Here is a 23,138-nt window from a genome sequence, read left to right as displayed (position 1 = left end):
CGTTTTCTCCAATCGGCGTGCCACCTAACGTCAAGGAGTGCAGGCCTGCCGAGCGCGCGCGACCATCTAAGCCTGAGAGGGGGCCCTTCAGCGTGATAGGCCAGCGAACGCGATCACCTCAGGGCGACAGCTCCCTCCCGCTATGCAGTCGGGCCTTCACCTCTTCTTGGGCGCGCACACGAGTGCGGGCGAGCAGCCGGTGCCATCGTTGCTGCTTGGCAAGCATCACGCGGACCCAGGCAGTGTGGTTGTGGTGACATCCGTGTCCGGCCGACTGGCCCGCAGCATTGGTCAGCAAGGCGGCCTCCGTGTCATTGGACTGGTCATAGGCTTCGTCAGCCTCAGTCTCACGACGAGGTACTTGGCCACCGACGAGTATGGCCAGCTGGCGAGCGCGTTCGCGCTCGTCGGCCTGTTCACGCTCCTGTCCGATTTTGGCGTGAACAGTCTGGTCCTCCGACGAGCCAACACGGATGGGGAGGACTTGGTCCTCCTGACGCGGCAGTCTCTCGGCCTCACCTTGTGGTACGTGGCGCCCATCGTGGTGGTCTTTCTCGGCGTCGGGTACCTGTTCTACGACGGGACTTCGTATGACCTCCTGCATGCAGCGCTGCCGGCTTATGCAGTCGGCTTGGTCGCGACGTGCCTGTCGACGTCGTTGAGGCCGCTGTACCAGCAGCAAATTCGTTTGGGTTACACGGCGGTGGTAGAGGTGGTCATCACGATCACCACGGTGGTCTCCTACCTGCTGATCGTGTGGTCACAGGCTCCAGCAGTCACGGTCTTCTACGTGCAAGCGCTGTACCCTGTGCTGGGCTTGGTCCTGCTCGCCGCGGGGCAGCGCCAGTTCCGACTGACGCCAATAATGGAGATTGCACTCGCGAGACGGCTTCTTGTAGAGGCTCTTCCCATAGGAATGGCGATGCTCATCGCGGGCATCTATCTACGCATAGACGTCCTCATCCTGGCTGCGATTGTCAGTCCAGCGGCGGTGGGTGCCTACGGTGTCGCCTACAGGATCTTCTCCTCCATCACTGTCTTGTCTGTGTACATCGGGTCCACGCTGTACCCGCGACTCGCCACTCTTAGGCGCGATCAGACAAAGTACCGAACAGCGTACACGCGAGCCCTCTGCGCTGCGTTGGCGCTGGCACTCCCCATGTCCGTCGGAGGTGTGTTGACAGCCGGGCAAGCGATTCTCTTGATTTCCGGTCAAGGCTATTCTGATGCGGTTGTGCCGCTGGCGATACTCTCCGCGGCGCTCGTTCCCGTGTTCCTCAACGGTCTGATGGGCAACGCCCTTGTGATCGCCGACAAGGCAGTCTGGTTCCTCCGGATGTCGACCGTGTGCCTAATCATCAATGTGGCCCTCAATATGGCATTGGTGCCTCATTTTGGCATCGACGCGGCCGCGTGGGCGACGTTGGCAACGGAGTCGCTGACTTTGGTGACCATCGGCTGGGTGCTCCGCGCCGACGTGGACATCGACGTGTTTCTGCCGCTCCTCGCCCGAGTTCTGGCATCGACCGCGGTCATGGGGGTGGTCGTCGTCGCGTGTCTCAGCGCGATCACACTGCCGGCGACAGTGCTGCTGGGGGTTGTTGCCTATGCCGTCGCGATCGTGCTGCTCCGCGTTCCGGGCGCCCTGGGGATGCGCCCACTAGGGCGCAGGCCAACTCCCGAGCCACATGGCGACCGCTCAGATGACGATCCTCGCTAAGTGCTCACGGCGCAGAGTGTCAGGTGATGAGGTCGGTGATTGAGAGGCGGTCCGCTTCGCGCGCGCGAGCGAGACCTCGATCAGCAAGCAAGGTCGCTATCTGTTCCTGGTGGTCATCGATGTGCTCGTTGTGCTCCGCACGACGCGGCACAAGTATTGTGTTCGTTCCCCGGGCGAGAGCCTCAAGGGCGGTGCCCACACCTGCGTGTGAGATCAGGACGTCGCACCACTCGAACAGGGCATGCATCTCCGGGCCGGGCAGCGACGCCTCCACGCGCCCAGGCAGGTCCTGCCTCAGCGTCGTGCCTAACTGCCATACGACTTCATGATCGCCCGAGTTCAGTAGTCGACAGACCCCGTCGACGAGCCTGTCGAAGCGGTATGGCCGAATGGTGCCCAAGGAGACAAAAATTCGCGTCTTCCCGTCCGTCTTCGGGCGCGGTGGTCTTCTAGGGACGACGGCCAGCTGGTCCAAGACAGAGGCATCGTATCGCCAGCGTGAATCACGCCAACGCTCGTGCTGCGTGAAGGTGTTCACCCAAGGCATAGCGGAGACCATGCGCCCGCTCGCCGACGGCCCGAGGGTGCGGGAGATGCTCTCGACATAGAAGAACGGTATGGCGCAGCGTCTTGCGGCTATGGCCGCCGGAACTGCGATCGCCGCGCCCGTGCTCATCACCGCATCAACGTCGGTGGACTTCAAAAGCTTCAGTAGCGGGATGAACGCCAGCGCCGCCTCCCGTAGACCCCGTGGAGGTATGTACGGCAGGAAGTGGTGGCTGGTCGCGCTGAGAAGATGCCGACTTTGCTCATTCTCGAACGTGACCCAAGTCGAATCATCCCTGAAGTCCAGGAACTGTCCCAGCATGTGTGCCTGGAGTAGGTGCCCGCCGGTCGAGGCGGCCACCAGAACCCGCCTGCCGCGCGGCAGGCGGTCGCTCCGCGTCATGTCGACCCACCTCCAGGGCAGTGCTAGGTCAGCGTGGGCGGTATGGTCCTGCGCTGTGACCCGAGAGAAGCTCGCGGGTCAGCCGTCGCGCCCGACTCACCATACGGCTTGGTGGCCTGGGCCGCGTCCGGCGAATGACCAACCATGGGGGCTGCTGTGCGAGTGCTCATCCTCGCCTCGTGGTTCCGCAACCTCGCTCATGTGCATGCGGCGGCACTTGCGAGCGCGGGAGCGACTGCACACATCATATCCACGGGCGGGCAACTGGTCGCGCAACCGACATCGGCAGCCGACGAGACGATCTTGTCCCCCTACCTCCGTGGTCGGGGGGTCGTTTCGGAATTGGTGCGTGCGATGCGGGCGGCCAGGCGGTTTCGACCAGATGTGGTGATCGTCGATGACAGCTGGGATCCGCGGTTTGCACTCCTGGCCCGGGTATGTCCCCGACGCCTGGTGATCGTCCATGACGCTTCTCCTCATGATGAGCAACATGAAGACAACTGGTGGAAGCGCAGGGTGCGGGAAGGTCTGCGGCGATCAGCCACCAGCATCGGAACCTTCAGCGAATTCGTCGCCGGCCAGCTGACGTCCCTTGGCAAGCCCATGAGCGCGTTGGCGCTGCCGAGCGAGTTCTCGACGGCCGATCCGCAAGGGCAGGACCATGGGCGTAGATCCGACTTCTTGTTCATGGGCCGGCTCAGTCCCTACAAGGGCCTCGAGTTCTTGCTGGACAGTTGGAAGTCCGGCAGACGGTCGCTCCCACCGGGGGAACGTCTGCATCTCTTGGCCTCGGGCAATGGCCCGATCCAGGCGGGGCCCGGGGTCGTCGTGCAGAGGGGACGGTACGACGAATCGCAGGTGAGCCTGTTGTTGAGCAGGGTTCGTGCCGTGGTACTGCCTTACGCAGAAGCCTCCCAGAGCGGGGTCCAAGTGCTCGCGATGCAGTTCGGGGTTCCGACGATCGTGACAGACGTCGGCGGTCTGCCAGAGATGCAGCCAGTCGGAGCCCCCGTGGTCAGGTTCGGGGACCAAGCCGGGCTGATCCATGCGATGGCCTCGATGGTGGACCCAGAGGTGCAGGAGGCGCTGGCAGCGGCTGCCCGGCACAGGTACGCCACTCATCATGGCAACAGTGAGGTCTCCGTGAGGCTCCTGAAAGCGTTACGAGGAGTGTCGGCGTGCCACGAGTGATTATAACCACCAACAAGCTTGATTACGGCGGTGCGGAGAGACAGCGAGTGACGCTCGCAAATGGTCTCTCAAGGTTCGGGCGTGATGTCGAGATACGCCTGCTGCAGTCGGCCGGGCCCCTGCTGGAGTTGGTCGACGGCGCTGTGAGTGTGCGCCAGTTGCGACGCTACTGGTCAGGTCTGGTGTCCGTACGACGTCGAGTACTGATCACGGGGACCACCAAGACGGAGGTATGGCATGGGTTCCTGGCGAAGTTCTCGTCGCTCGGACGCGACCGCTGGATAGTCGCGGTCCACAATCCCATCCCGCGCGGTGAGCGCCTGTTCGGGAGGCTCCGCACAGCGCTGATCAACATGTCTGACGTCGTCGTGCACTTGAGTCCTGGTCAGGCACAGGAACTGCTCGCCAACTCCCGGGTCCGAGGACGTCGATCCGTGGCCATCGCCAATGGCATCGAGACTGACGGGCTGTTGAGGGCCCTGGGTGATCGGGGAGTCCGTCGATCAGCAACTCCCGTCGTGGTCTTCGTGGGCCGGATCACCGAGCAGAAGGGCCTGGACGTGATGCTGACCGCGCTGCTCCAGTGCACCGATCTGGACTGGCGGGTCATGATCGCGGGCGATGGGCCGCAGCGCGGAGCATTGGAAGCCGGCGACGCCGCGCGCGAACTGGGAGCTCGCGTCACCTGGCTTGGTTCGGTACCAGTAGCGGACGCCTTGATTCAAGGTGACGCGCTCATCCTGCCGTCCAGGAACGAGGCCTACCCACTCGTGCTCCTGGAGGCGGCCATCGCCGGCTTGCCCATCATCGCCACGGATGTGGGGGCGGTCAGCTCCATCATGGATCGTGCCGTCGGGCTGGTCTGCCCGCCGAATGACGCGCTGGCGCTGGGCGCAGCGGTCCGGGAGTTGCTCTCGGACTTGTCCCACTTCGGGGCGGCTGCCTCGGCCCGTCGCGCTGAGCTGGTGGAGGAGTTCGGTGCCGATAGGATGGTCGAGCAGTACGACAGGTTGGTCAGGTCCCTGTGTTGACGGGCGAGGGGACGCGCGTGCTGCACTTGGCGGCCTACCTCAACAGGGTCGGCGGGGTGGCCAGTGTGGTGTCGACGTACGTCGACACTTCCGGCATGGCCGGCCTAGCGCATCGCGCCAGGTCCACGGTCGATGGCCGTTGGCTGCTCCCGGTGGATGGAGCCACGTTCCGGGCTCTTGCCGCTCTCCTGGCCGGCGGTCGGGACGCCGGCGACATCGCACACATCCACATGACGCAGCGTGGGTCCCTGCTTCGCGAGGGCACCTTTGCGCGGATCAGCCAGATGCGCGGTCTGCCGATCGTGGTGACGATCCACGGTTCTTCCTTTCCTCGGTTCGCTCGCCGGCACCTCCGCGTTGTGCGTTGGGCCCTGGGGCCGGCCCGCGCAGTGCTCTGTCTGACCGATGAGGCTGCGAGCATCGTCCGTGGTCTGAATGGTCGAGCCCAGGTCCTCGTCGTGGACAATCCTGTCGATACCCGGGTAGGCGCTGCGCGGTGCAGTAATGCCGAGCCCACCGCACTGTTCCTCGGCGAGATCGGGCTCCGAAAGGGCATAGATCGTCTTGCTGCAGCATGGGCGGAGGTCGTCACGGCTGTTCCCGAGGCGCACTTGATCCTCGCCGGCCCCGTGGCCAGCGACGGGCGGGCTCATCTGGCGGAGCTGCTACAACTCCGCGGGGTCTCTTATCGAGGGGTGGTGGGGGGTGCTGCAGCGCGTGCGTTGATCGAGGAGTCATGGTTGACGGTGCTGCCCTCACGAGCCGAAGCGCTTCCTCGTGCTCTGCTCGAGACCATGGCCGCCGGCAGGACAGTCGTTGCCACGGACGTCGGCGAGATCAAGAGCTTGGTCACGAGACGAACCGGGGTGCTCGTGCGCGAGGAGACCTCGTTGTCGGAAGCTTTGCGGACTGTTTTGTCCGATGCCGACCGGGCAGACCAACTGGGCAGCGCGGCACGGGCTTTCGTCCTGAAGCGCCACGCGCTCGACGGCCACCTCCAGTCACTTGCGGCCGTGTACGCCAGCGTCCTGGTCGCCCACCGCGCGGCGGGTGCCATCTGATGCGGAGAGTTCCGCCCGCGGTCCTGATAGTGAGCTACCGACGGCCCGATAAGCTGCGTCTCTGTCTCGAGTCACTTCTTCGCCAGCATCCAGACTGGACAGTTAAGGTCCTCGACAACCGGTCCGACCAGTCGAACGAGATCCGTGCGCTGTCCAGCGCATTTCCGGCCGTGCACTGGACCTTTGTGGCAGAGAACCTCGGGTTCGCCCGTGCCGTCAACATGCTAGGTCGGGGCGTCACGACAGACCTGCTCCTGCTCAACCCTGACGCAGTGGTCCTCGAGTCGTTGATGCCGCTGGTTGACACCCTCAGCGCGGCGCCTCGAGTCGCGGCGGTGGGACCGTGGACATCGGACTTCGGGCTCCGCCCGTGGGATGTCGCGCATCGATCGATCAACCCACTGCGCGCTGCCGTCAGCGCGTCGGGCTATTCGGCCCGACTCCGGTGGCTTCCTATATCAGACCTTTACCCGCACAGTCCCGCCGGTGCGGTCGGCTATGTCACCGGGTCCTGCCTGTTGATTAGCTCCGAGGCCTGGGCGGATGTGGGGCCGTTCGACGAGCGCTTCTTCCTGTACTCGGAGGAAGTCGATTGGGCGCGACGTGCCGCCAAAAGAGGCTGGGAGCTTCGCGTTCACCCCGCTGTGCTGGTCTCCCATCAATCTGGCGGGACGATATCCGACCTGGCGACGGGGTCAGCGGTGAGCCGCGAGTATCTAATGGAGTCACAGGCAAAATACCTCGCGAAGCACTATCCCTTGTGGGGTTCCAGCTTCCTCAGTGCATCTATGGCGCTGATGCGGAGGCTACAGCGGAGCAAGCGCTGGGAGCGCGTGGCCCAATGAGGGCGGTCTCTGTCGGGAGAACGGCGTAACTCGGGCCTGGCTGTGACGGCCCTACGCACGTCGATGGGCGGGATCGTGGCGAAGCCTTCAATGGGCGTTGCGCCAAACGAGTTGCACGGGCCTATAACCGCCCCGAGTGCTGTCGCTCAACTCGTCACCTGCATAGTGTGGCGGTGCCTGCGTGCTGGCAGACCGGCAACTCAGAGGCGGTCCATTTCGGCTGGTGACCTTCTTCGTTCTCCCTGAAGCACCGACACGACGCCATCACTCGCCTCTTCGCCGACCCGACTGTGCAGTGATACTCCTGCTGGCCTGCGTTGGCACCACTGGTGAGTGTGCGGGAACTGCAAGCGATGAAGCGTATGGTGACATTGGCCGGCCTACGCTATGGATAACTCCCATCCAATCGCGAGCGCTTGGCGAGGTGGGTGACCTCATCGAGGAGCGACCGTCACGGGGGAGAGACACGCTCGGGGTCGTAGCCGTAGGCGTAGCCATAGCCGTAGGCCGAGGTCAGCTCCGCCTGGGCAGGAACGATGTTGAGGACTACGCCGAGAACGCGAGCGCCGATGCGTTCAAGAGTCAGTCCCGCCTCCCGCAGTTGCTCCTTGCTTGTGCTGCCGTAACGTATCGAAAGTACAACACCATCTACCATCACAGCGAGACCGCTAGCGTCCGCGACGGGAAGTAGCGGTGGAGCGTCGATCAACACAAAGTCGTTCTTGGTTCGGAGGTCGTCGAGGAACGTCAGCATATGACTAGACGCCAATAGTTCGCTCGGGTTGGGTGGTGTCGGACCTGCACCGACGACCGCCAGTTGGCCCCCACCGTGTCGCTGCAGGACGTCGTCCAAGTCCGCGGTTCCTGCCAGGATGTTGGTGAGCCCCACTCCGCCGACCATGCCCAAGTAACGGGTCACTCTCGGGCGCCGCAAATCGGCCTCGACCAATACCACCTGGCGGCCCGTCTCGGCGAGGGTCAATGCCAAGTTGACGGCGACCGTCGTTTTTCCCTCAGAGGGCACGGCGCTCGAAATCATAATTACTTTTGGTGGCTCGTCGACGTTCAAGAACTGCAGATTGGTGCGGAGTTGTCGGTACGCCTCGGCCGTTCGACTGTTGCTGTTTCGGTCGATGGTATGCTGAGTCAGCAGGTTATCGTCTCGCAGAATCACCCCAACGACGGGCGCGCCCGACAGTTTCGAGGCGTCCTCTGCACTTCGAACCGACCGATCTAGGTGCACTCTTGCAACGGCAAGTGCGGCGCCGAGCGAAACTCCCACAAGAATGCCCATCGCAAGGTAGCGCCGGAGGTCGGGCGCGCTCGGTGAAATGGGCAGTTCCGGAGCGTCAGTAACCGTCACTTTGACCGGGGAGGTTCCGCCACCAGCAGGGGATTCAAGTTCCTCGACCAGGGCCACGAACTCCTGCCCCAGCGTGGTGGCGACAAGTTGTGTTCGGGCTGGGGAGGGATCCGTCACCGATACATCGATGAGGACGGTATCGATGGCGGCTGTCGCCGTTATTTGGGTCACCAGGTCCTGTGGCGAGACGTCCAGATCAAGCTGATCAACAATGCGTTGAGCGAGGTCGTCACCCGTCAAGAGTTCCGCATACGACGTCACTCTCTCCTCAGAGAACTGACTTCCTTGAAAGGCGTCGTAGGTTGTGTCTGATGTGTTCGTAGAGACAAAGAACTGCGTGTGTGAGGTGTATTGCGGCGTTTGAAGTAGGCTGGCCAATAGCGCGGCAGCGGCACCAACCAGCAGGCCGATCGCGGGCAGCCACCATCCGGATCGCACGGCCGTGAGGATCCCTTTAAGTTCCATCTCGTCCCCGTCTGTAGAGTCGCGAGACCTCGTCGCCACACCTGGCGCGCCTGCCACCGCATCAGTGATGCGACGATATGCCATGATTCCTCCGGGGACGAGCGAGCTGGCCAGACGCTCGAACGAAGGGGTGCTGGCCGAAGCGCTACATCGGCGGTCGGGTGCCGCACGGTGAGGCCTTGAGGCACAATCAGGTCGTGGACGTCGGCTCGGATGGTTGCTGTCGGTGCTGCGGCCGCGCCTCATCTTGGAGCCCACCGGTGGAGTTTTCTTGGGGCGCACTGGCGGTGTCCATCTTGGATAACTCGCTGGAGCGGAGTTCCTTCGCGATGCCGGCGGCCAATCCCAACACCAGGCCATAAAGCAAGCTGTTGGATGCATCTAGAGGGAGCGGGGCCACCAGGCAGACTGCCGTAAGTCCAGCGCCCGTGGCAGCGGCTATGGAACCGTGCGGATCCTTCCATAGCCGTGCGTTGGCCAAGGGGGCAAGTAGGGCGACCGTAAACAAAATCGACAATGGTATGCCCCCCTTGACGAGGAGCCACAACCAAAAATTGTGTGCATAGTACGGGCCGACGGTCGCCGTAAAACTGCCAGTGTCGCCGAACGGCTGCTGATAGGCATATCCCAAGCCGTGCCCGAAGAAGGGACTGTCAAGCATGTGCGTCGTAAGGTTCTCCGTCTCCTGGACGCGCGCTTGTGCCGATGGGTCCCTCGTCAGTCCGCTCCCGGATAGTCCGCCGAAGACGCGCTCCTGGTAGGCCGTCCCCTGGCGACGCATCCACTCGCCGAGGACCGTCCCTTGGGTGAATATAAAGGCCACGCTCACGGTCAGGCTCAGCAAGGCTGACGCGGAAACCAGTCGCCTCAGCGAGGAGGATCGGCGGTCAGTGAGCATTATGGCGAAGCTGAGGGCGACGGCTAGACATATGAGGCTGTTGCGAGAGAAGGACAGTAACAAGATGAAAGAGGAAGGAGCCCAGAAAACGACAGTTTGTCGAGCCCTTACGCGTCCGGTGCAAATGCCCACCGCGCAGGCGGTGACTGTGGCGAGGGCCAGGAATACGGTGTTGGTCAACACCCGAGTGGCCTCAATGGCTTGATCGCCTAAGTGCGCCGCGCTGGCCCCTTCAATTCCTCCTAGACCAACCGCCGCGAGGCCCACCATGCTGGCTGACCACACTAGGACTCCGGCCACCACTCGCTTGATCCCGAGCCAGCTCCCTGATTTCACGACGCCAGCCGCGACATAGAGGCTGCCAGCTACATCTAAGAGCCAAAGCATCTCTTGGAGATTCCGGGCTGGGTTCGTGTCCCTGAGCCAGCCAATGATGGCCATTGCGCCGATGCAGCAGGCCACCAGCTGAGCCTGCCTGGAGACTTTGGGCCGTATGTCCAGAGCGGTGTGCACGACGCTAAAGAGAAGAAGCGGTTCGAAAAGAAATACGACGAGCGGCCCTGGGTGGACCGATGTCTGCACGAATGAAGGTAGGGTGGCGAGACCCAGGATGATGGCCCCATAAAGTGCGGCTTGCGGCCATACGATAAGCGCGGACGCGAGGATGGTGGCGGCGAGAGCCAGCGTTAAGGTTCCTGGACCTAAAATCATTTGCAGCGTTACGGCGCTGACCCCAAGAGCTGTCGCCGCCGCCCACATTGCTTCCCGGCCGGAGAAGGAGTCGGCAAGTCGAAGGCGAAAGGTTGCCAACTGAGCCCTGGCCCGGCCGGCACGAATGACGGTCCGTTCGATCATGGGTTTTGAGACGCCGCGATCAGCGTCATCCAGTTTGCTCGCACGACCCGGAAGTCGGGATTCAGCTCAGATAGGCCCCGTCGCCCGAAGAGCCAATAGTATGAAACATGCCAATATTGCACCCCCGCTCGCCGAAAAGCGGCGCTCTGCCAGCGCCGCGGGAGCCAGTGGAGGAATGGCACTTGCGTGTGAGTCTCCACTGGGAACCATCGATTCGGGGTTGTGTGAAATGCACCTTTGCGAGCCACGCGCCGACTTTCGGCCAGCATCTGTCGCGCCCGCTCGGGTCCGCCCACATGCTCAATCACCGCGTTGCTGAAGACGTAGTCGAATGTATTGTCCGCAAAAGGCAACGAGCAGGCGTCGCCGTAAGTCACCGGGCAGCCCAACTCCGGGTCCCCGCCGCTGTAGACCAATGCGTGTACATCAGCGAAGGAGGCGATTCCACGCTCGACGATGTTGTCGACTCCAATGCCGTTCGGCTCGACACCACTGACGCCTACAAGAAGGACGCTGCTGCCTGATTCGATGTGCTGACGCATCCACTGGACCTTGGCCGTACGGGATCGGCTGGAGACAGCCGCGGCTAGACGTCTTCGCATCAATCCTCCTGCGCCGTGGGCGCTCCGTATAGTACGCAGGCTGCGCCGAGCCTCGGTCGTCCTCCATCGTGCGTCCATCCGCGCTGATCCAGGCCTCGTCCGCGGCCTGCCTGACCCACTACCCGACCCGGTCAACCAAATCCCTGGCGAGCTTCGGCTGCAGTCGGCGCGGCTACAGGATGCTTGGCTTGGGTCCGGTGCTCCGCTGAAGCGGCTGGAGCCTTCAGTACATCAGGGCTGACCTGCTAGATGGCGGCCGGCTGGGGGCAGTGACTCGATAAGGGGGCCTTCGAGCGCACCGCTGACGTCCTCGACTTCCCCGTCCTGCAGGTCTTACGGGGTGGGGGTAGCGGTAGCCGTTGCTTTGCCGGCTCCGGCGGAGGCACCCACTGCGAGCGGAGGGTTGGTTATGACGGAGCAGGCGTCTGACTGGCGGGTTCCTGTCCCCATAGTCGGAAGCGCTGCGCCCGGTCGCATCGGGTTGCACCTCAGTCGCTGGCGGGTCCGGCGCGCCGCTGCAGGCCAGAGGCTGAGCGCTAGTCCTCCAACTTGCACAGCGCATGATCGTCGCGCCGGGCATCGCTGGCCTTCCACAGACCAGTCCCAGCACCTTCGGTGCCCAGGCATTGACCTGTGACGTTCCGCCCCGTCGAGGACGGCGGGCGCCCTAGTCCGTGATACAGGTACCTGCTGAATTATCGGTCAGGGTGCCGCCGGCATCACCGGGGGACACTGGACAGATGGCCCGGCACTGGTCTCCCGACCCCACGTTCACGGTGTTGTTCGTGTGCACCGGGAACATCTGCCGGTCCGCGCTTGCTGAGCGACTCTCGCGCGCCTACCTCGACGACGCGCTAGGTGCTGACGCTTCGACCGTCGTGCTCCGTAGTGCAGGAACCCAGGCGGTCGTCGGGTCGGGCGTACACCGCAAGACCGCCCTGGTTCTCGCCGGTCTCGGGGGCGACCCGACTGGGTTCTCCGCCAGGCAGCTGTTGGACGACATGGCCATCGACGCCGACCTCACCCTGACCCTCACCCGGGCCCATCGCAGGGCTGTGTTGAGCGCTGCGCCGCGGGCTCTGTCCCGTACCTTCACGCTGCGCGAGGCCGCCGACCTGGTTGGGCTCGTCGACCGGGACGGCCCGCTCCCTGGCAAGACCTCCGCCGACCGGTGCCGCGCGTTGGTCAAGCAGTTGTCGGGCGTGAGAGCCCGTCGGACGTCCGGCTCGGCCGATGACGTCCCGGATCCCATCGGGCAGCCGCTTGACGTGCACCAGCACGTGGGCGAGCTGATCGCCAAGTCCCTCATACCGATCCTGGACAGGTTGGTGTCGGCGCACGACGCCTCCCGGCGGTCGGCCGTGACACGTTCCTAGTTGTCGTGGCCGAGCTCCCGGGTCAGGGTCACGGCCTGTCGACGACAGCGGGCAGGGGGCTGAACAGGACCTCGGCCAAGGGACGGAGATCGAGCGCGATGCGCGCCGCAACGTCGAGGTGGACTTCGGCGGGCCGACCGATGGGGTCGGGCATGTCGTCACCGTCGCTGACCCGGCGACGGGCCCGGGCAGCGTTCAAGCGGAACGCCAGCTCGCCGGCTCGCGCCTCGAGCGGCAGCTGACCGATGGACGACGCCTCCACCGACTCGAGGAGTGCGGCGGCCTCGGGAACTGTGAACGTGCGCTTCAGTGCCCGCGGCGCCATGCCGAGCACGGTGCGGCGGTGCCCCCGGGTCATCGTCAGGACGAGGTCGGCGCAGTCGATGTCGCTCTCGACCAGCCGGCGTGCTCGATGCTCCCCCAGCCGCTCGGGATCTCCACCGACCTGGCCGAGCGCCCAGCAGCTGTCGGTGTCCATCGGCCGGCCGACGGCTGCGGCGACCCCGGCACTGTCGATGAGCACCTCGGCCGACTGCTGCCCCAGCTCCGCGGCGACCCAGGTGGCCATCAGGGCAGCGGCCACGGGGGAACGGCAGATGTTGCCCGTGCACACGAACAACAACCGCATGGTGTGACGGTAGGAACGGTTGGCCGTCCCGACGCCTGGTCGAGCCGTCCGGTCACCCGGACGGGGGAGCGCGGGGAGGATCACCACCTCCAGCCGCGCTGCTCCGGGCCCACCGGGTCCCTGACGGTCGCGTAGCCTCCGGCACCATGTTCGGCGGTTTGGAACGCCCGCCCTTGTGGGCGACCATCGTCATGGTCGTCGGCCTCGTCGCTCTCGTCGTGCTCACGCCCATCGCGATTAACCGTGGCGAGGTGTCCGCGGAAAGCCCCGTAGTTCCGTCGCGCCCGGACGCCGGCGAGCCGTCCACGTCGACGCCTGCCCCGACCTCAGCCACTCCGACCCCGGACGCGCCGGAATCGCTCGCCGTCCTCGGGGACGAGTACTCCACGGGTACGGGCGCGGACACCCCCGACCAGGGCTTCGCCGAGCTGCTGGCCGAGGGCCTGGGCCTGACGCTGGCCGTCAGTGCCGGCGAGGGCGCCGGGTACACGACCGGGAGCCCCGGCGGGTTCCTCGACCTGGTTCCGCAGGCGGTGGCCGCTCAGCCCGACGTCGTGCTGGTCCAGGGCGGCATCAACGACCGGCGGGCCGACCGGGCGGACATCGAGCAGTCGGCCGGTGCGACGTTCGACGCCATCTGGGAGTCGGCGCCTGACGCCCACATCATCGCCCTCGGAGCCCCGTTCGTCCCGGACCTCAACGCAGCGGCCATCCAGACCACCAAGGACGCGGTCCGAGCGGCTGCGGTCGCCCGGGGCATCCCGTTCATCGACCCGGCGGACTGGCTGGCGGTCGACGACGCCACGCTCTGGGCCGACGGGGTCCATCCCACCTCGGCAGGCCACCGGGTGCTGGCCGACCGCCTTGCCCAGGAGTTCCCGTCAGCGCTCGCCGTCGCGGCCGGCGCGAACGAATGACCGGTGCACTCGCCGGGACCAGCCGGTGGTGGATCAGCCGGCGGGCATCGGGTCGGTGCGCAGCTTCTGCGCGCGCGCGGTGACGACCACCGGGTAGGCCGGGTCCCGGGCCTCGAGCTTGCGGGTGTCGACTTCCTCCACAGCCAGTCCCTGCAGAAAGGTCGTGGCGGCGTAGGCGTTGCCGTGGGCCTCGACGGACACGGCCTCGTCGCCGAAGACGTCGCCGAGCAGCCGCTGGGCTGACGCCGGCGTCAGGGACCAGAACCAGGTCGACCCCCACTCGCCGCGGTCGAGTTGGCTGATGCCCGGCACGGTGAGGAGGAGGACACCGCCGGGCCGCAGCGAGGCGTGCAGGTGCGCCACAGCAGTCGGCATGTCGTAGACCAGGTGCAGGGTTTGGGTGAGGACGACGCAGTCGAAGGTCGACTCCGGCAGCACACCGGCCGTGCTCAGGTCGCCCACGATCGTCGCGTCCGGGCTGCCGGTGACGTGCAGGACGTCCTGGACCTCGATGCGGTCGGCGCCGAACCGGCGAGAGTAGCTGGCGTCCCCGACCTCGAGGACGTGCCCGCGGACGTCCTCCGCGGAACGGTGCAGGAAGCGCTCGACGTAGAAGCGGTCGACCGGGGTGCCTCGGTCCCACCCGAAGTCCGCGCTCACCGGGGCGACCCGGTCGAGGTCGCCCAGCCGGACCCGTCCCAGCGGCCGGGACCGGCCTTCCGGCAGTGCGCGGCCCACCGTCCTGCCCAGCGGGCCCGGCAGGACGTCCGCGAGTTGCCGCGCAGCCCGCGCTGCTACCGACCGGACCAGCCAGCGCGGTGCCAGCCGGCCCGCCGACAGCGCACCGGACGCGGGTCGGCGTCCTGCCGCCCGTGCGACGGCCAGGACCTCCTGGGCGTAGTACCTGCGCCAACTCCGGCGTCCGGTCCGCCACGCGCGGGCGGTGTCCGAGGTCCGCGGCGCATCGGGCCGATGGGCCCGGTGCAGGGCCAGTACGGCCCTGAGCATGGTCCGGGAGCGGGCGGACATGTTGTCGCCGTGCCACCGGTACAGCGCGGTCTCTACCGGGTGGGAGGCCAGCGGGTGGGACCGGGCCAGGCGGAGGTAGACGTCGTAGTCCTCGCAGAGCCGCAGGCGCTCGTCGAAGCCGCCTGAGGCGAGGAGGACGTCCCGTCGGTACAGCACGGTCGCGTGCATGGCGATCAGGTTGCCCGTGAGCAGGCCCGCGAGCGGGTCCCCCGTCACCGGCTCGTACCGTCGACCGCCGATCGGCGCGCCCTCCACGTCGATCCGCCGGTGCGCGCCGTAGACGAGGGCGGCGTTGGGATGGCGGTCGAAGCAGGCCAACCCGGCCGCGACGGCGACCGGGGTCAGCAGGTCGTCCGCGTCGAGGAACAGCACGAAGGAGGACCGCGCGGCGCGCAGCCCGGTGTTGCGCGCCGCTGCCAGGCCGCGGTTGTCCTGGCGGATGAGCATGACCTCGGGCCAGCCGGCCACGACGGCGCCGGGGTCGTCGGTGGAGCCGTCGTCTACGACGATGACCTCGTCGACGGGGCGGCTCTGGGCCGCAACGCTGGACAGGGCGGCGTCGAGGAAGTGCGCGTGGTCGTACGTCGTGATCACCACCGACACGCTGGGGCCCATCGATCAGGACCCTGCGCGTGGCCGTCGGGCGGCACGCGTCCACAGGTAGTAACCGACGCCGGCAATCGAGCCCAGCACCTCCTGGTCGAGGGTCGACCCGGCCGGACGCCGGCCCAGGAGCCGGCCGAGCAGCTTCCGGCCGTAGGACAGCGGCAGCCAGATGAACACGCGGAACAGGTTGCCGACGTCGCCGGTCCGCTCGTACTGGACGAGGAGGGCGGCGACGTGGCCGCGCATGTAGTGGAAGATCTGCCTGCGCAGACCGTCCACCTGTCGCCGGTGGTGGTGGAAGACCACCGCGGACGGTTCGTACCGGCAGGTCCACCCCGCCGCCAGGATTCGGTACCAGTACTCCGAGTCGCCCGAGCAGCCGGCGGCTCCGACGTCCAGTCGTTCGTCGAAGAGGCCGACCTCGTCGACGACCGTCCGCCGGAAGGCCATGTTGGCTCCCGCCCCGATCTTCCAGGCCGGCGTCCCGCGCGAGCGGGTGCGGCGGTAGAAGTCGGGCCCGAAGTCGGTGCGGGTGAACCCGCGGCCGAAGCCCCACTCCGTCTCGAAGGTCCACTGGGCCTCGGTGTCCAGGCTGGCGGGGAGCACCAGGCCGGTGACGGCCAGGACGTCATCGCGATCAAAGGCGCCGGCGAGGTGCTCCAGCCAGCCCGGGTGCAACTCCGTGTCGTCGTCGGTGTAGGCCACGATCTCCGACCGCGCGGCCAGCAGCCCGGTGTTCCGGGCGACGTCCAGACCTGGCCGGTCCTCCCGGACGTAACGGACGCCGGCGCGCCCGGCCACCTCACGCGTCTCGTCGCCGCGCGAGGCGTTGTCCACCACGATCACCTCGTCGGGGGGCCGTCGCTGACGCGGCAGGCTGTCGAGGCACCGCGCCAGCTCGCCGGGTCGGTCCCTGGTGCAGATCACCACGCTGACCGTGGCGCGGGCCCTGCCTGATGCACCCTCGGCCGGCGACGTCGTGGGCGTCGGCGGGGGACCGCTCAGGACGGTTACCGGGTCGTCGTCGGGCAGGATCCGGACCTGCCCCACCGGTCGGTCGTCGTCCCAGAGGACGACCAGCGCTCTCATCCCCGGGGCGACGCTCGGACCAGGCTGCTCGCCGGCCCCCAGACGCACGTGGACCACCTCGGCGAACCGCTCGGGCCGGGATGGCCCGAGGGCCATCGTTCCGCTGTCCACGGATCACAGGCCCTGATAGGCCGTCAGCCAGGTCAGCTCGGCCTGGTCGATCTCGGCCACGGACCGGTCGAGGGGTGGACCGGATCGTTGGATCTTCCGCCGGACGGCGCCGAGGAGAGGGGCCGGACCGCGCCGCACCAGGCCTTGCGCGAGCAGCCGCACCATCGACCGTCGGTCGCCGAGGCGGTTTGCCATGCCTGCCAGCCGCATGTACCAGAAGCCGTGGTCGAGTTCGAACCTCCCGGCGCCGTCCAGGTCGCCGTGCTTCCTCTCCATGTACAGCAACTCGTGCAACAGGCCGAGCGGGTCGTGGTACATGCTGTCGGCGTGGACGTAGTAGCCCAGCAGCGGCTCGTCGACGGCCACGACCGGAGACCGGCGACTCAGGCGTAGGTAGAACTCCCAGTCGGCGAGGATCGACATCGACTCGTCGAACCCGCCGACCTCCCGGGCCAGGTCCGTCTCCACCAGGACGCCGGATCCGCCGCCGGGAATGGCATTGCGACTCCGCAGAGCCGTACAGAGATCACCCGGCACCGGGGTCGGGCGGTAGCAGAGCGGTGTGAGCTCGGCGTCCACGTGGACCGCACCGACGCAGCACCAGCGTGTGCCGCCTCCCTTCCGGAGCGCCGCGAGCTGCGCGGCGAGCTTGCGCGGTGCCCAGATGTCGTCGTCGTCCACGAAGGCGACGTGCGGGGATCGGGCCGCTGCCAGGCCAGCATTCCGGGCCGCGGACACGCCGCGGCTGTGCTCGTGCCGGATGACGCGGACGTTCGCCAGCCCGTGGTGGTTGAGGGCCTGCCACGTGCCGTCGGTGCCGCCGTCATCGACCACCACCACGTCCAGGTCGACGCCCTCCTGGCGGAGCACCGAGAGCAGCGTCCGCTCCAGGAGCCGGCGGCGGTTGTGCGTCGGGATCACCACTGTCGTGGAGGGGGTCCCCGTGTCGGTTCTCGGCTCGGGCCACGGAACGGAGGAGAACCTGGGCGGTTGCACCTCGACGTGGTCCCGCACGCGAGAAGGTTAGCCGTCACGCCTGCGACGTCGAGTCCTTCCGCGGGCTCTTTGTCGGGGCTCGTCGGGGCAAGGCGGGACGGCGACCCCGACGGGTCAGTGCGCCCGCGGGCCGTCCGGGATCGAGGCGACCGGGGCGTCGCCGGCCGCCGGGACGGAGCCCCGCACCCGCGCCGCGATCCCACAGGTGGCGATGGTGGCGAGCACGTCGAGGTTCTCGGCGACCCACACGTTGAGCGCCAGCCAGGTGGCTCCGAGGACGAAGGTCATGCGGGCATCCTGGAGCCGTCCGCGGTCGGTGCCGGGGACCTCGCCGAACCCGGGAGACCAGTGGGGCTGGACGGTCGTCCGTGCACGATGATGTCCACCGGGCCGGCCTCCCGGCGCCGAGGTGGTGTCAGGACGTGCCCACGACCGTCGCCGTTGGAGGACCACCGTTGACCGCATCGGACCACGAGCTGGCGGCATCGCTGGCGGAGGACGCCGGAGCCCTGCTGCTCGGCGTCCGCGCCGGGGACCATCCGGACGCCGCGGCGAGGAAGGCCGCGGGGGACGGCGAGGCACACCGGTTCCTGGTCGACCGGCTGGCCGCCGAGCGCCCGGACGACGCCGTCCTCTCCGAGGAGGGTGCCGACGACCCGATCCGGCTGGTGTCCGACCGGGTCTGGATCGTCGACCCGCTCGACGGCACCCGCGAGTTCGGCGAGCCCGGCCGCGGCGACTGGGGGGTGCACGTCGCCCTCTGGGAGCACGGTGGGCTCGTCGCCGGCGCGGTCGCGCTGCCCGCCGAGGGCCTGACGCTGAGCACGGCCGTGCCCCCGCGGGTGCCGGCCCGACCCGAGGGACCGCTGCGGCTGACCCTCAGCCGCAGCCGGCCCCCCGCCCTGGTCACCGGGGTCGCCGCCCGGCTGGGCGCCCGGTTGGTGCCCCTGGGGTCCGCCGGTGCCAAGACGATGGCCGTGGTCCGCGGCCTGGCCGACGCCTACCTGCACGCCGGCGGGCAGTACGAGTGGGACTCCGCGGCTCCGGTGGCCGTCGCACGGGCCTGCGGCCTGCACGCCAGCCGGCTCGACGGCTCGCCGCTGCGGTACAACCGCCCCGACCCCTACCTCCCCGACCTGCTCGTCTGCCGCCCCGAGCTCACCGACCAGCTCCTGGAGACGCTGCGCCGGGTGGGTTGAGAGCGCGTTGCGGACGAATGCGTCGCACATCGCTGGGCGCGAATCACCGTGCGATGCGACGCGCCCGGGCACGTAGACGGACTCTGTCGTGGACCTGCCGGTTCGTGAAGCGTTCCGCCAACGCGGCGAGCACGAGAATCAGGGACGACGCCGATGGCGTGGTGGGAATGGCTGGTCATCTGGTGGGGCGCCGCAGCTGCGCTGAGCACCTTGGTCTTTTGCGGCGCCTGCACCGCGGGCAAGCGCCGACGGGCGACCCGTTCCTGGTACACCGAGCCGCTGCTGATGGAAATCGAGGAACGCCCGTCACCGCTGGGCGTGCCAGGTGACGCCCCGGTCCCACCACAGGGGTCCAATCCGCCGGACCGTCGCTTCCGGCGCCCGTCTCGCGGGTCCCGGCGGCTGGGCCTCTGACGGTCGGGCGGTGCCCGGCTGGCGCACGTGGTTCCCAGCGGCTGGGTCCACGCGGGCGGGCAGTACGAGTGGGACTCCGCGGCTCCGGTGGCCGACGCACGTGCCTGCGGCCTGCACGCCAGCCGGCTCGACGGCTCGCCGCTGCGGTACAACCGCCCCGACCCCTACCTCCCCGACCTGCTCGTCTGCCGCCCCGAGCTCACCGACCAGCTCCTCGAGGCGCTCGACGGGGCCGGCTGACGGCCGGGCCCCAGCACTCCGTTCCGGCTCGTCGCACGCCGTTCGTCCGACCTCACGCTGCGCCCCGACGCGCGCCGTTCCAGGAAGGGCGGGCTTGCCTGGCGGCAGGTGGTCGTGCACCTTGTCGCGGACGGTGCGGCGCGACGGTCAGGACGATCCGATGGCGTGGTGGGGATGGCTGCTGGTCTGCTGGGGTGTCGCGACGGCGTTGGCCACGCTCGCCTTCACCGTCTCCTCGTGCATCGCCAAGCGACAGTGCTGGACGCCGTCCGGTCGCACCCGCCCGGTGCCGCGGCGCCGGCGGTGGTCCCTGGTGGACCGGCTGGTGTCCGTGCGGGCCGGTCGGCGCAGCGAGGGATCGACCGAATCCGCGGCCAGCGGGTTCAGTTCGTGACCTCGGGCAGCGCCTCGTCGGCGAAGTCGTCGGCGTTCTGACCCAGCGAGTCCGTCTGCAGGTAGCCCCACATCCGCTGGCCGGCCACCTGGTCCAGGTAGACGACGCTGGCCGGGCCCTCCCGGCCGGTGCCGAGGACCGGCGCGGTGAAGAACTCGACGTCGTCGGGCCGCAGGTCGCGCATGGAGTAGGCCAGGGACACCAGGCCGCCGTTGCTCAGTCCGTCGTCGATGGCGACGGCGTCGGTCACCGAGAGCAGGGTGGCGTCGAGCTTGCCGGGGCTGGTGAAGACGTCCTGGCTGAAGAGCTTCCCGAACATGGCGCGCAGGTAGTTCTGCTGCCGGCGCACCCGGTCGAAGTCGCCACCCGGGAGGTCGTACCGCTGGCCCACGTACCAGCGCGCCTGGTCGCCGTCGAGGTGGTTGCTCCCGGCGGTGAACGTGTACGGCCCGTTGCTGGTCGTCTCGGACACCACGACGTCGACGCCGCCCAGGTCGTCGGTCACCTGGATCAGCCCGTCGAAGTCGATGGCCGCGTAGTGGTCGATCCGGACGCCGGTCAGCTGCTCGACCGTCTGGATCAGCAGTGTGGGACCGCCGTAGGCGTACGCCGCGTTGATCTTGCTCATCCCGTGGCCGGGGACGTCGACCCACGAGTCCCGCGGGATGGACACCACCTGGGCGTGCCGCCGGTCGGCCGCGAACCGGGCGATCATGATCGCGTCCGAGCGGGCGTCGGGCAGTTCGCCCTGGGCGACGTCCGCCCGGGTGTCCGACCCCACCAGCAGGAAGGTGACCGGGTCGGCCTTCGCCGTGGACTGCTCGGCCGGCGTCGGCGCCGCAGGCCGCGCCTGCTCACTGAGGCCGGCGAAGACGTCGCCGACCCGGTCGATGTTCCCCCCGTACCGGTTGGCCAGGTAGAAGGTGCCGCTCCCGATCGCCAGCGCGGCGACGAGCCCGAGCGTGCCCAGGACGAGGAGGGCCCGGCGCCACGCGCGGCGCGGCCGGACGGTCGGCTCCGGGTCGGTGGACGGCGCCGGCGGTGCGGCCCTGTCGACCGGCTCCTGGACCGGACCCGCGGTGCTCGGCGCAGACATCGTCCTCCTCGTTCCCGTGGTGATCGTGACCCACGGTCCTCGATCGCCGGGACGAACACCATGAGTGACGACGCAATCCACCCGGGCGGGCGACTGTCTGTGACACTCCGCAGTCATAAGGAAGCGGAACGGCAGCAACCACGTTCACCGCGGGTCGTCCGACCACGTCCGTCGACCCCGCGGGGGCGTCTCGCGGGGATTGCGGGCCCGTGTGGCGGGAGGGGCTGATGTGACCACCGGTGCGGCGAGGTCGTCGGGTCGGGGCGGCCGGCTGCCGGGCTCCGCGGGCCCGCGGACGGCCCGTCGTCGCTGGTCGGAGGCGTGACCTGGACCGGCGCGCGGGGTGAGGCGACCGGCGGCTCCCGCCCGAGGGAGAGTGAGCCCACGGCCGGAACGCGTTTTGGCGACCGCTGCGGCGGCTACCCCACCCGAGGCGCACGACGCATCGGAGCTCTGTGAGCACGCTCCGTCATCGAACCGTATGAGCCCCGTCGCACGAACAGGTGACGGGTGCCCAGATGGTTGCGCTCCGTGTGCGGCATTGCCATGCTGCACCTTCCGCGACACGACCAGGGGGAAGGACAGCGTGGCCGATCTAGATCTGAGATGGTCCCGGCTGGCATCTCGCACCACCGAGACACCACCGGAGCCGTCTCCGCTCCTCGGAGGGCCGGCTGTCCCCGCTCTTGTCGAGCGGGAGCGCGAGCGACGGGCAGAGCAGCGCCGGACGAGCCAGCAGGCGATCTGGGCCACCGCCCTGGTCGCCACCGACGCGACCGCCGCCGGGCTGGCGTGGCTGGTGGTCCCCTCCACCAGGTGGCAGGTGGTCCTCGCCGCATTCGCGCTCACCGTGCTGCTCTTCGCCAACGGGGGTCTCTACCGCTCGAAGCTGTACCTGTCGGTCCTCGACGAGGTCCCGAGCCTCGTCGGCCGGACCATCCTGGCCGGAGCCCTCGCCACCGTCATCGGCGTGTGGGGGGACCAGTGGGCCAGCCGGTACATCCTCTGGTTCACGGCCGCGTTCGCCGGGACCCTGGTCCTGGCGCGGGCCGTCGCCTTCGCCCTCGCCCGGTACGCCCGCGCGTCGGGCCGGATGCGGCACCGGACCCTGATCATGGGTGGCGGGGAGGTGGCCGGTCTGCTGGCCCGCACCCTCATCGACCGGCAGGAGATCGGTCTCGACCCGATCGGCTTCCTGGACGACGACCCCCTGCTGGCACTGGACGACTGGCCGGTGCCCCACCTGGGCGGCAACAGCGACCTCGCCGAGGTCGTCACCTCGCTCGACGTCGACCACATCATCGTGGCCTTCGGCTCGGCCCGTGAGGCCTCCGTCGTCGACGTGCTGCGCACCTGTGACCGGCTGGACGTCGAGATCCTCTTCGTCCCGCGCTTCTACGAGGTGCACTCGACCGCCCGTGACATGGAGCTGGTCTGGGGCATCCCGCTGGTGCGCATGCGCCGGGCGCCGTTCCGCAGCCTCATGTGGCGGCTCAAGCGGCTCACCGACATCGCCTTCTCGGTCTTCGCCATCGCCCTGCTCGCGCCGGTCCTGGCCGTCTGCGCGCTGGCCGTGCGGATCAACATCGGCTCGCCGATCCTCTTCCAGCAGGAGCGGGTGGGCCTCGACGGCCGGCCGTTCACCCTGCTCAAGTTCACCTCGCTGCGCCCGGCCAGCGCGATCGAGTCCGCGCAGAACTGGAACATCGCGCACGACGACCGGCTCACCTTCGTGGGCAAGTGGCTGCGCCGCACCTCGCTGGACGAGCTCCCGCAGTTGTGGAACATCCTCCGCGGCGACATGAGCCTGGTCGGCCCGCGGCCGGAGCGGCCCTACTTCGTCGACGAGTTCACCCGTCAGTTCCCGCGCTACATGGCCCGGCACCGGGTGCCCGCCGGCCTCACCGGCACGGCGCAGGTGCAGGGCCTCCGCGGCGACACCTCGATCGCCGACCGGGCGCGCTTCGACAACTACTACATCGAGAACTGGTCCCTCTGGGAGGACGTCAAGATCCTCCTCCGCACCTTCTCCCAGGTCATCCGAGCAGCAGGCAGGTAGAGCA

General features: G+C 67.8%; 21 protein-coding genes. 11 read left to right on the top strand and 10 right to left on the bottom strand.

All coding sequences use genetic code 11. The annotated features are described in order from the left end of the window. Nucleotides 1–262 precede the first annotated feature (262 nt). Nucleotides 263–1,720, top strand: coding sequence for a flippase (locus ACWIX6_RS22255; protein WP_448614622.1), 1,458 nt, complete (start codon nucleotides 263–265; stop codon nucleotides 1,718–1,720). Between the two features lie 19 nt (nucleotides 1,721–1,739). Here the strand turns inward: ACWIX6_RS22255 and ACWIX6_RS22250 are convergent, their stop codons facing one another. Next, complete coding sequence (locus ACWIX6_RS22250; RefSeq protein ID WP_448614621.1) at nucleotides 1,740–2,669, bottom strand: glycosyltransferase; 930 nt, start codon at nucleotides 2,667–2,669, stop codon at nucleotides 1,740–1,742. 162 nt (nucleotides 2,670–2,831) lie between these two features. Here ACWIX6_RS22250 and ACWIX6_RS22245 point away from each other — a divergent pair, with 162 nt between their 5' ends. From ACWIX6_RS22245 to ACWIX6_RS22230, 4 genes are read left to right on the top strand one after another with little or no spacing between them, the layout of a single operon-like run. Beyond that, on the top strand, nucleotides 2,832–3,860 hold the full coding sequence (locus ACWIX6_RS22245; RefSeq protein ID WP_448614620.1) for a glycosyltransferase family 4 protein: 1,029 nt from the start codon (nucleotides 2,832–2,834) through the stop codon (nucleotides 3,858–3,860). Then, nucleotides 3,848–4,891 (top strand): glycosyltransferase, encoded by a 1,044-nt coding sequence (locus ACWIX6_RS22240; RefSeq protein ID WP_448614619.1) that lies wholly within the window; start codon nucleotides 3,848–3,850, stop codon nucleotides 4,889–4,891. The genes ACWIX6_RS22245 and ACWIX6_RS22240 overlap by 13 nt, the downstream gene beginning before the upstream one ends. Next, entirely contained in the window at nucleotides 4,885–5,952 is a 1,068-nt protein-coding gene (locus ACWIX6_RS22235) for a glycosyltransferase family 4 protein (protein ID WP_448614618.1), read from the top strand. The genes ACWIX6_RS22240 and ACWIX6_RS22235 overlap by 7 nt, the downstream gene beginning before the upstream one ends. A gap of 29 nt (nucleotides 5,953–5,981) precedes the next feature. Further along, entirely contained in the window at nucleotides 5,982–6,797 is an 816-nt protein-coding gene (locus ACWIX6_RS22230; RefSeq protein ID WP_448614617.1) for a glycosyltransferase, read from the top strand. Between the two features lie 451 nt (nucleotides 6,798–7,248). Here ACWIX6_RS22230 and ACWIX6_RS22225 read toward each other — a convergent pair whose 3' ends face one another. The 3 genes from ACWIX6_RS22225 to ACWIX6_RS22215 form a co-directional block, all read right to left on the bottom strand. Then, a complete protein-coding gene (locus tag ACWIX6_RS22225) occupies nucleotides 7,249–8,625 on the bottom strand; it encodes a polysaccharide biosynthesis tyrosine autokinase (RefSeq protein WP_448617018.1) in 1,377 nt (458 codons plus the stop codon). Between the two features lie 190 nt (nucleotides 8,626–8,815). Next, the gene (locus tag ACWIX6_RS22220) at nucleotides 8,816–10,378 is read right to left on the bottom strand and encodes an O-antigen ligase family protein (protein WP_448614616.1); all 1,563 of its coding nucleotides are present in this window, start codon (nucleotides 10,376–10,378) and stop codon (nucleotides 8,816–8,818) included. After that, nucleotides 10,375–10,920 (bottom strand): class I SAM-dependent methyltransferase, encoded by a 546-nt coding sequence (locus ACWIX6_RS22215; RefSeq protein WP_448614615.1) that lies wholly within the window; start codon nucleotides 10,918–10,920, stop codon nucleotides 10,375–10,377. The genes ACWIX6_RS22220 and ACWIX6_RS22215 overlap by 4 nt, the downstream gene beginning before the upstream one ends. Nucleotides 10,921–11,720: 800 nt before the next feature. Here ACWIX6_RS22215 and ACWIX6_RS22210 point away from each other — a divergent pair. Beyond that, a complete protein-coding gene (locus tag ACWIX6_RS22210) occupies nucleotides 11,721–12,356 on the top strand; it encodes an arsenate reductase/protein-tyrosine-phosphatase family protein (protein ID WP_448614614.1) in 636 nt (211 codons plus the stop codon). A 28-nt stretch (nucleotides 12,357–12,384) separates the two neighbouring features. On the opposite strand, the gene ACWIX6_RS22205 is transcribed toward ACWIX6_RS22210, so the two are convergent. Continuing rightward, nucleotides 12,385–12,984 carry an arsenate reductase/protein-tyrosine-phosphatase family protein gene (locus tag ACWIX6_RS22205; protein WP_448614613.1) on the bottom strand — a complete coding sequence of 200 codons (600 nt, stop codon included), beginning with the start codon at nucleotides 12,982–12,984 and terminating at the stop codon, nucleotides 12,385–12,387. A 146-nt stretch (nucleotides 12,985–13,130) separates the two neighbouring features. Between ACWIX6_RS22205 and ACWIX6_RS22200 the strand changes: the two genes are divergently transcribed. Beyond that, nucleotides 13,131–13,901, top strand: coding sequence for an SGNH/GDSL hydrolase family protein (locus ACWIX6_RS22200; protein WP_448614612.1), 771 nt, complete (start codon nucleotides 13,131–13,133; stop codon nucleotides 13,899–13,901). A gap of 33 nt (nucleotides 13,902–13,934) precedes the next feature. Here ACWIX6_RS22200 and ACWIX6_RS22195 read toward each other — a convergent pair whose 3' ends face one another. The 4 genes from ACWIX6_RS22195 to ACWIX6_RS22180 all read right to left on the bottom strand — a co-directional run bounded on the left by ACWIX6_RS22195 (nucleotide 13,935) and on the right by ACWIX6_RS22180 (nucleotide 18,020). Then, nucleotides 13,935–15,545, bottom strand: coding sequence for a glycosyltransferase (locus ACWIX6_RS22195; RefSeq protein ID WP_448614611.1), 1,611 nt, complete (start codon nucleotides 15,543–15,545; stop codon nucleotides 13,935–13,937). Nucleotides 15,546–15,548: 3 nt separating this feature from the next. Further along, nucleotides 15,549–16,721 (bottom strand): glycosyltransferase family 2 protein, encoded by a 1,173-nt coding sequence (locus ACWIX6_RS22190; RefSeq protein ID WP_448614610.1) that lies wholly within the window; start codon nucleotides 16,719–16,721, stop codon nucleotides 15,549–15,551. Nucleotides 16,722–16,739: 18 nt separating this feature from the next. Next, on the bottom strand, nucleotides 16,740–17,750 hold the full coding sequence (locus tag ACWIX6_RS22185; protein ID WP_448614609.1) for a glycosyltransferase: 1,011 nt from the start codon (nucleotides 17,748–17,750) through the stop codon (nucleotides 16,740–16,742). Between the two features lie 96 nt (nucleotides 17,751–17,846). After that, on the bottom strand, nucleotides 17,847–18,020 hold the full coding sequence (locus tag ACWIX6_RS22180) for a hypothetical protein (protein WP_448614608.1): 174 nt from the start codon (nucleotides 18,018–18,020) through the stop codon (nucleotides 17,847–17,849). Between the two features lie 167 nt (nucleotides 18,021–18,187). Between ACWIX6_RS22180 and ACWIX6_RS22175 the strand changes: the two genes are divergently transcribed. From ACWIX6_RS22175 to ACWIX6_RS22165, 3 genes are all read left to right on the top strand, one after another. After that, on the top strand, nucleotides 18,188–18,931 hold the full coding sequence (locus ACWIX6_RS22175) for a 3'(2'),5'-bisphosphate nucleotidase CysQ (protein WP_448614607.1): 744 nt from the start codon (nucleotides 18,188–18,190) through the stop codon (nucleotides 18,929–18,931). Nucleotides 18,932–19,432: 501 nt separating this feature from the next. Next, a complete protein-coding gene (locus tag ACWIX6_RS22170; RefSeq protein ID WP_448614606.1) occupies nucleotides 19,433–19,585 on the top strand; it encodes a hypothetical protein in 153 nt (50 codons plus the stop codon). 160 nt (nucleotides 19,586–19,745) lie between these two features. Beyond that, a complete protein-coding gene (locus ACWIX6_RS22165) occupies nucleotides 19,746–19,979 on the top strand; it encodes a hypothetical protein (RefSeq protein ID WP_448614605.1) in 234 nt (77 codons plus the stop codon). Here ACWIX6_RS22165 and ACWIX6_RS22160 read toward each other — a convergent pair. Beyond that, on the bottom strand, nucleotides 19,969–21,075 hold the full coding sequence (locus ACWIX6_RS22160; protein ID WP_448614604.1) for an LCP family protein: 1,107 nt from the start codon (nucleotides 21,073–21,075) through the stop codon (nucleotides 19,969–19,971). The two genes, ACWIX6_RS22165 and ACWIX6_RS22160, sit on opposite strands and share 11 nt — an antisense overlap. Before the next feature lie 481 nt (nucleotides 21,076–21,556). Here ACWIX6_RS22160 and ACWIX6_RS22155 point away from each other — a divergent pair, with 481 nt between their 5' ends. After that, nucleotides 21,557–23,134, top strand: coding sequence for a sugar transferase (locus tag ACWIX6_RS22155; protein ID WP_448614603.1), 1,578 nt, complete (start codon nucleotides 21,557–21,559; stop codon nucleotides 23,132–23,134). Nucleotides 23,135–23,138: the final 4 nt, after the last annotated feature.

It is taken from the genome of Modestobacter sp. URMC 112 (genome assembly GCF_053502575.1).
Note: the sequence above shows the minus strand (reverse complement) of the source record. Positions and strands in the feature narration are given on the sequence as shown.

Coding starts and splice junctions, on each gene's coding strand:
- ACWIX6_RS22250 (WP_448614621.1), bottom strand. CDS start 2,669: ATGACGCGGAGCGACCGCCTGCCGCGCGGCAGGCGGGTTCTGGTGGCC.
- ACWIX6_RS22225 (WP_448617018.1), bottom strand. CDS start 8,625: ATGGAACTTAAAGGGATCCTCACGGCCGTGCGATCCGGATGGTGGCTG.
- ACWIX6_RS22220 (WP_448614616.1), bottom strand. CDS start 10,378: ATGATCGAACGGACCGTCATTCGTGCCGGCCGGGCCAGGGCTCAGTTG.
- ACWIX6_RS22215 (WP_448614615.1), bottom strand. CDS start 10,920: ATGCGTCAGCACATCGAATCAGGCAGCAGCGTCCTTCTTGTAGGCGTC.
- ACWIX6_RS22210 (WP_448614614.1), top strand. CDS start 11,721: ATGGCCCGGCACTGGTCTCCCGACCCCACGTTCACGGTGTTGTTCGTG.
- ACWIX6_RS22205 (WP_448614613.1), bottom strand. CDS start 12,984: ATGCGGTTGTTGTTCGTGTGCACGGGCAACATCTGCCGTTCCCCCGTG.
- ACWIX6_RS22200 (WP_448614612.1), top strand. CDS start 13,131: ATGTTCGGCGGTTTGGAACGCCCGCCCTTGTGGGCGACCATCGTCATG.
- ACWIX6_RS22195 (WP_448614611.1), bottom strand. CDS start 15,545: ATGGGCCCCAGCGTGTCGGTGGTGATCACGACGTACGACCACGCGCAC.
- ACWIX6_RS22190 (WP_448614610.1), bottom strand. CDS start 16,721: ATGGCCCTCGGGCCATCCCGGCCCGAGCGGTTCGCCGAGGTGGTCCAC.
- ACWIX6_RS22180 (WP_448614608.1), bottom strand. CDS start 18,020: ATGACCTTCGTCCTCGGAGCCACCTGGCTGGCGCTCAACGTGTGGGTC.
- ACWIX6_RS22165 (WP_448614605.1), top strand. CDS start 19,746: ATGGCGTGGTGGGGATGGCTGCTGGTCTGCTGGGGTGTCGCGACGGCG.
- ACWIX6_RS22160 (WP_448614604.1), bottom strand. CDS start 21,075: ATGTCTGCGCCGAGCACCGCGGGTCCGGTCCAGGAGCCGGTCGACAGG.
- ACWIX6_RS22155 (WP_448614603.1), top strand. CDS start 21,557: ATGAGCCCCGTCGCACGAACAGGTGACGGGTGCCCAGATGGTTGCGCT.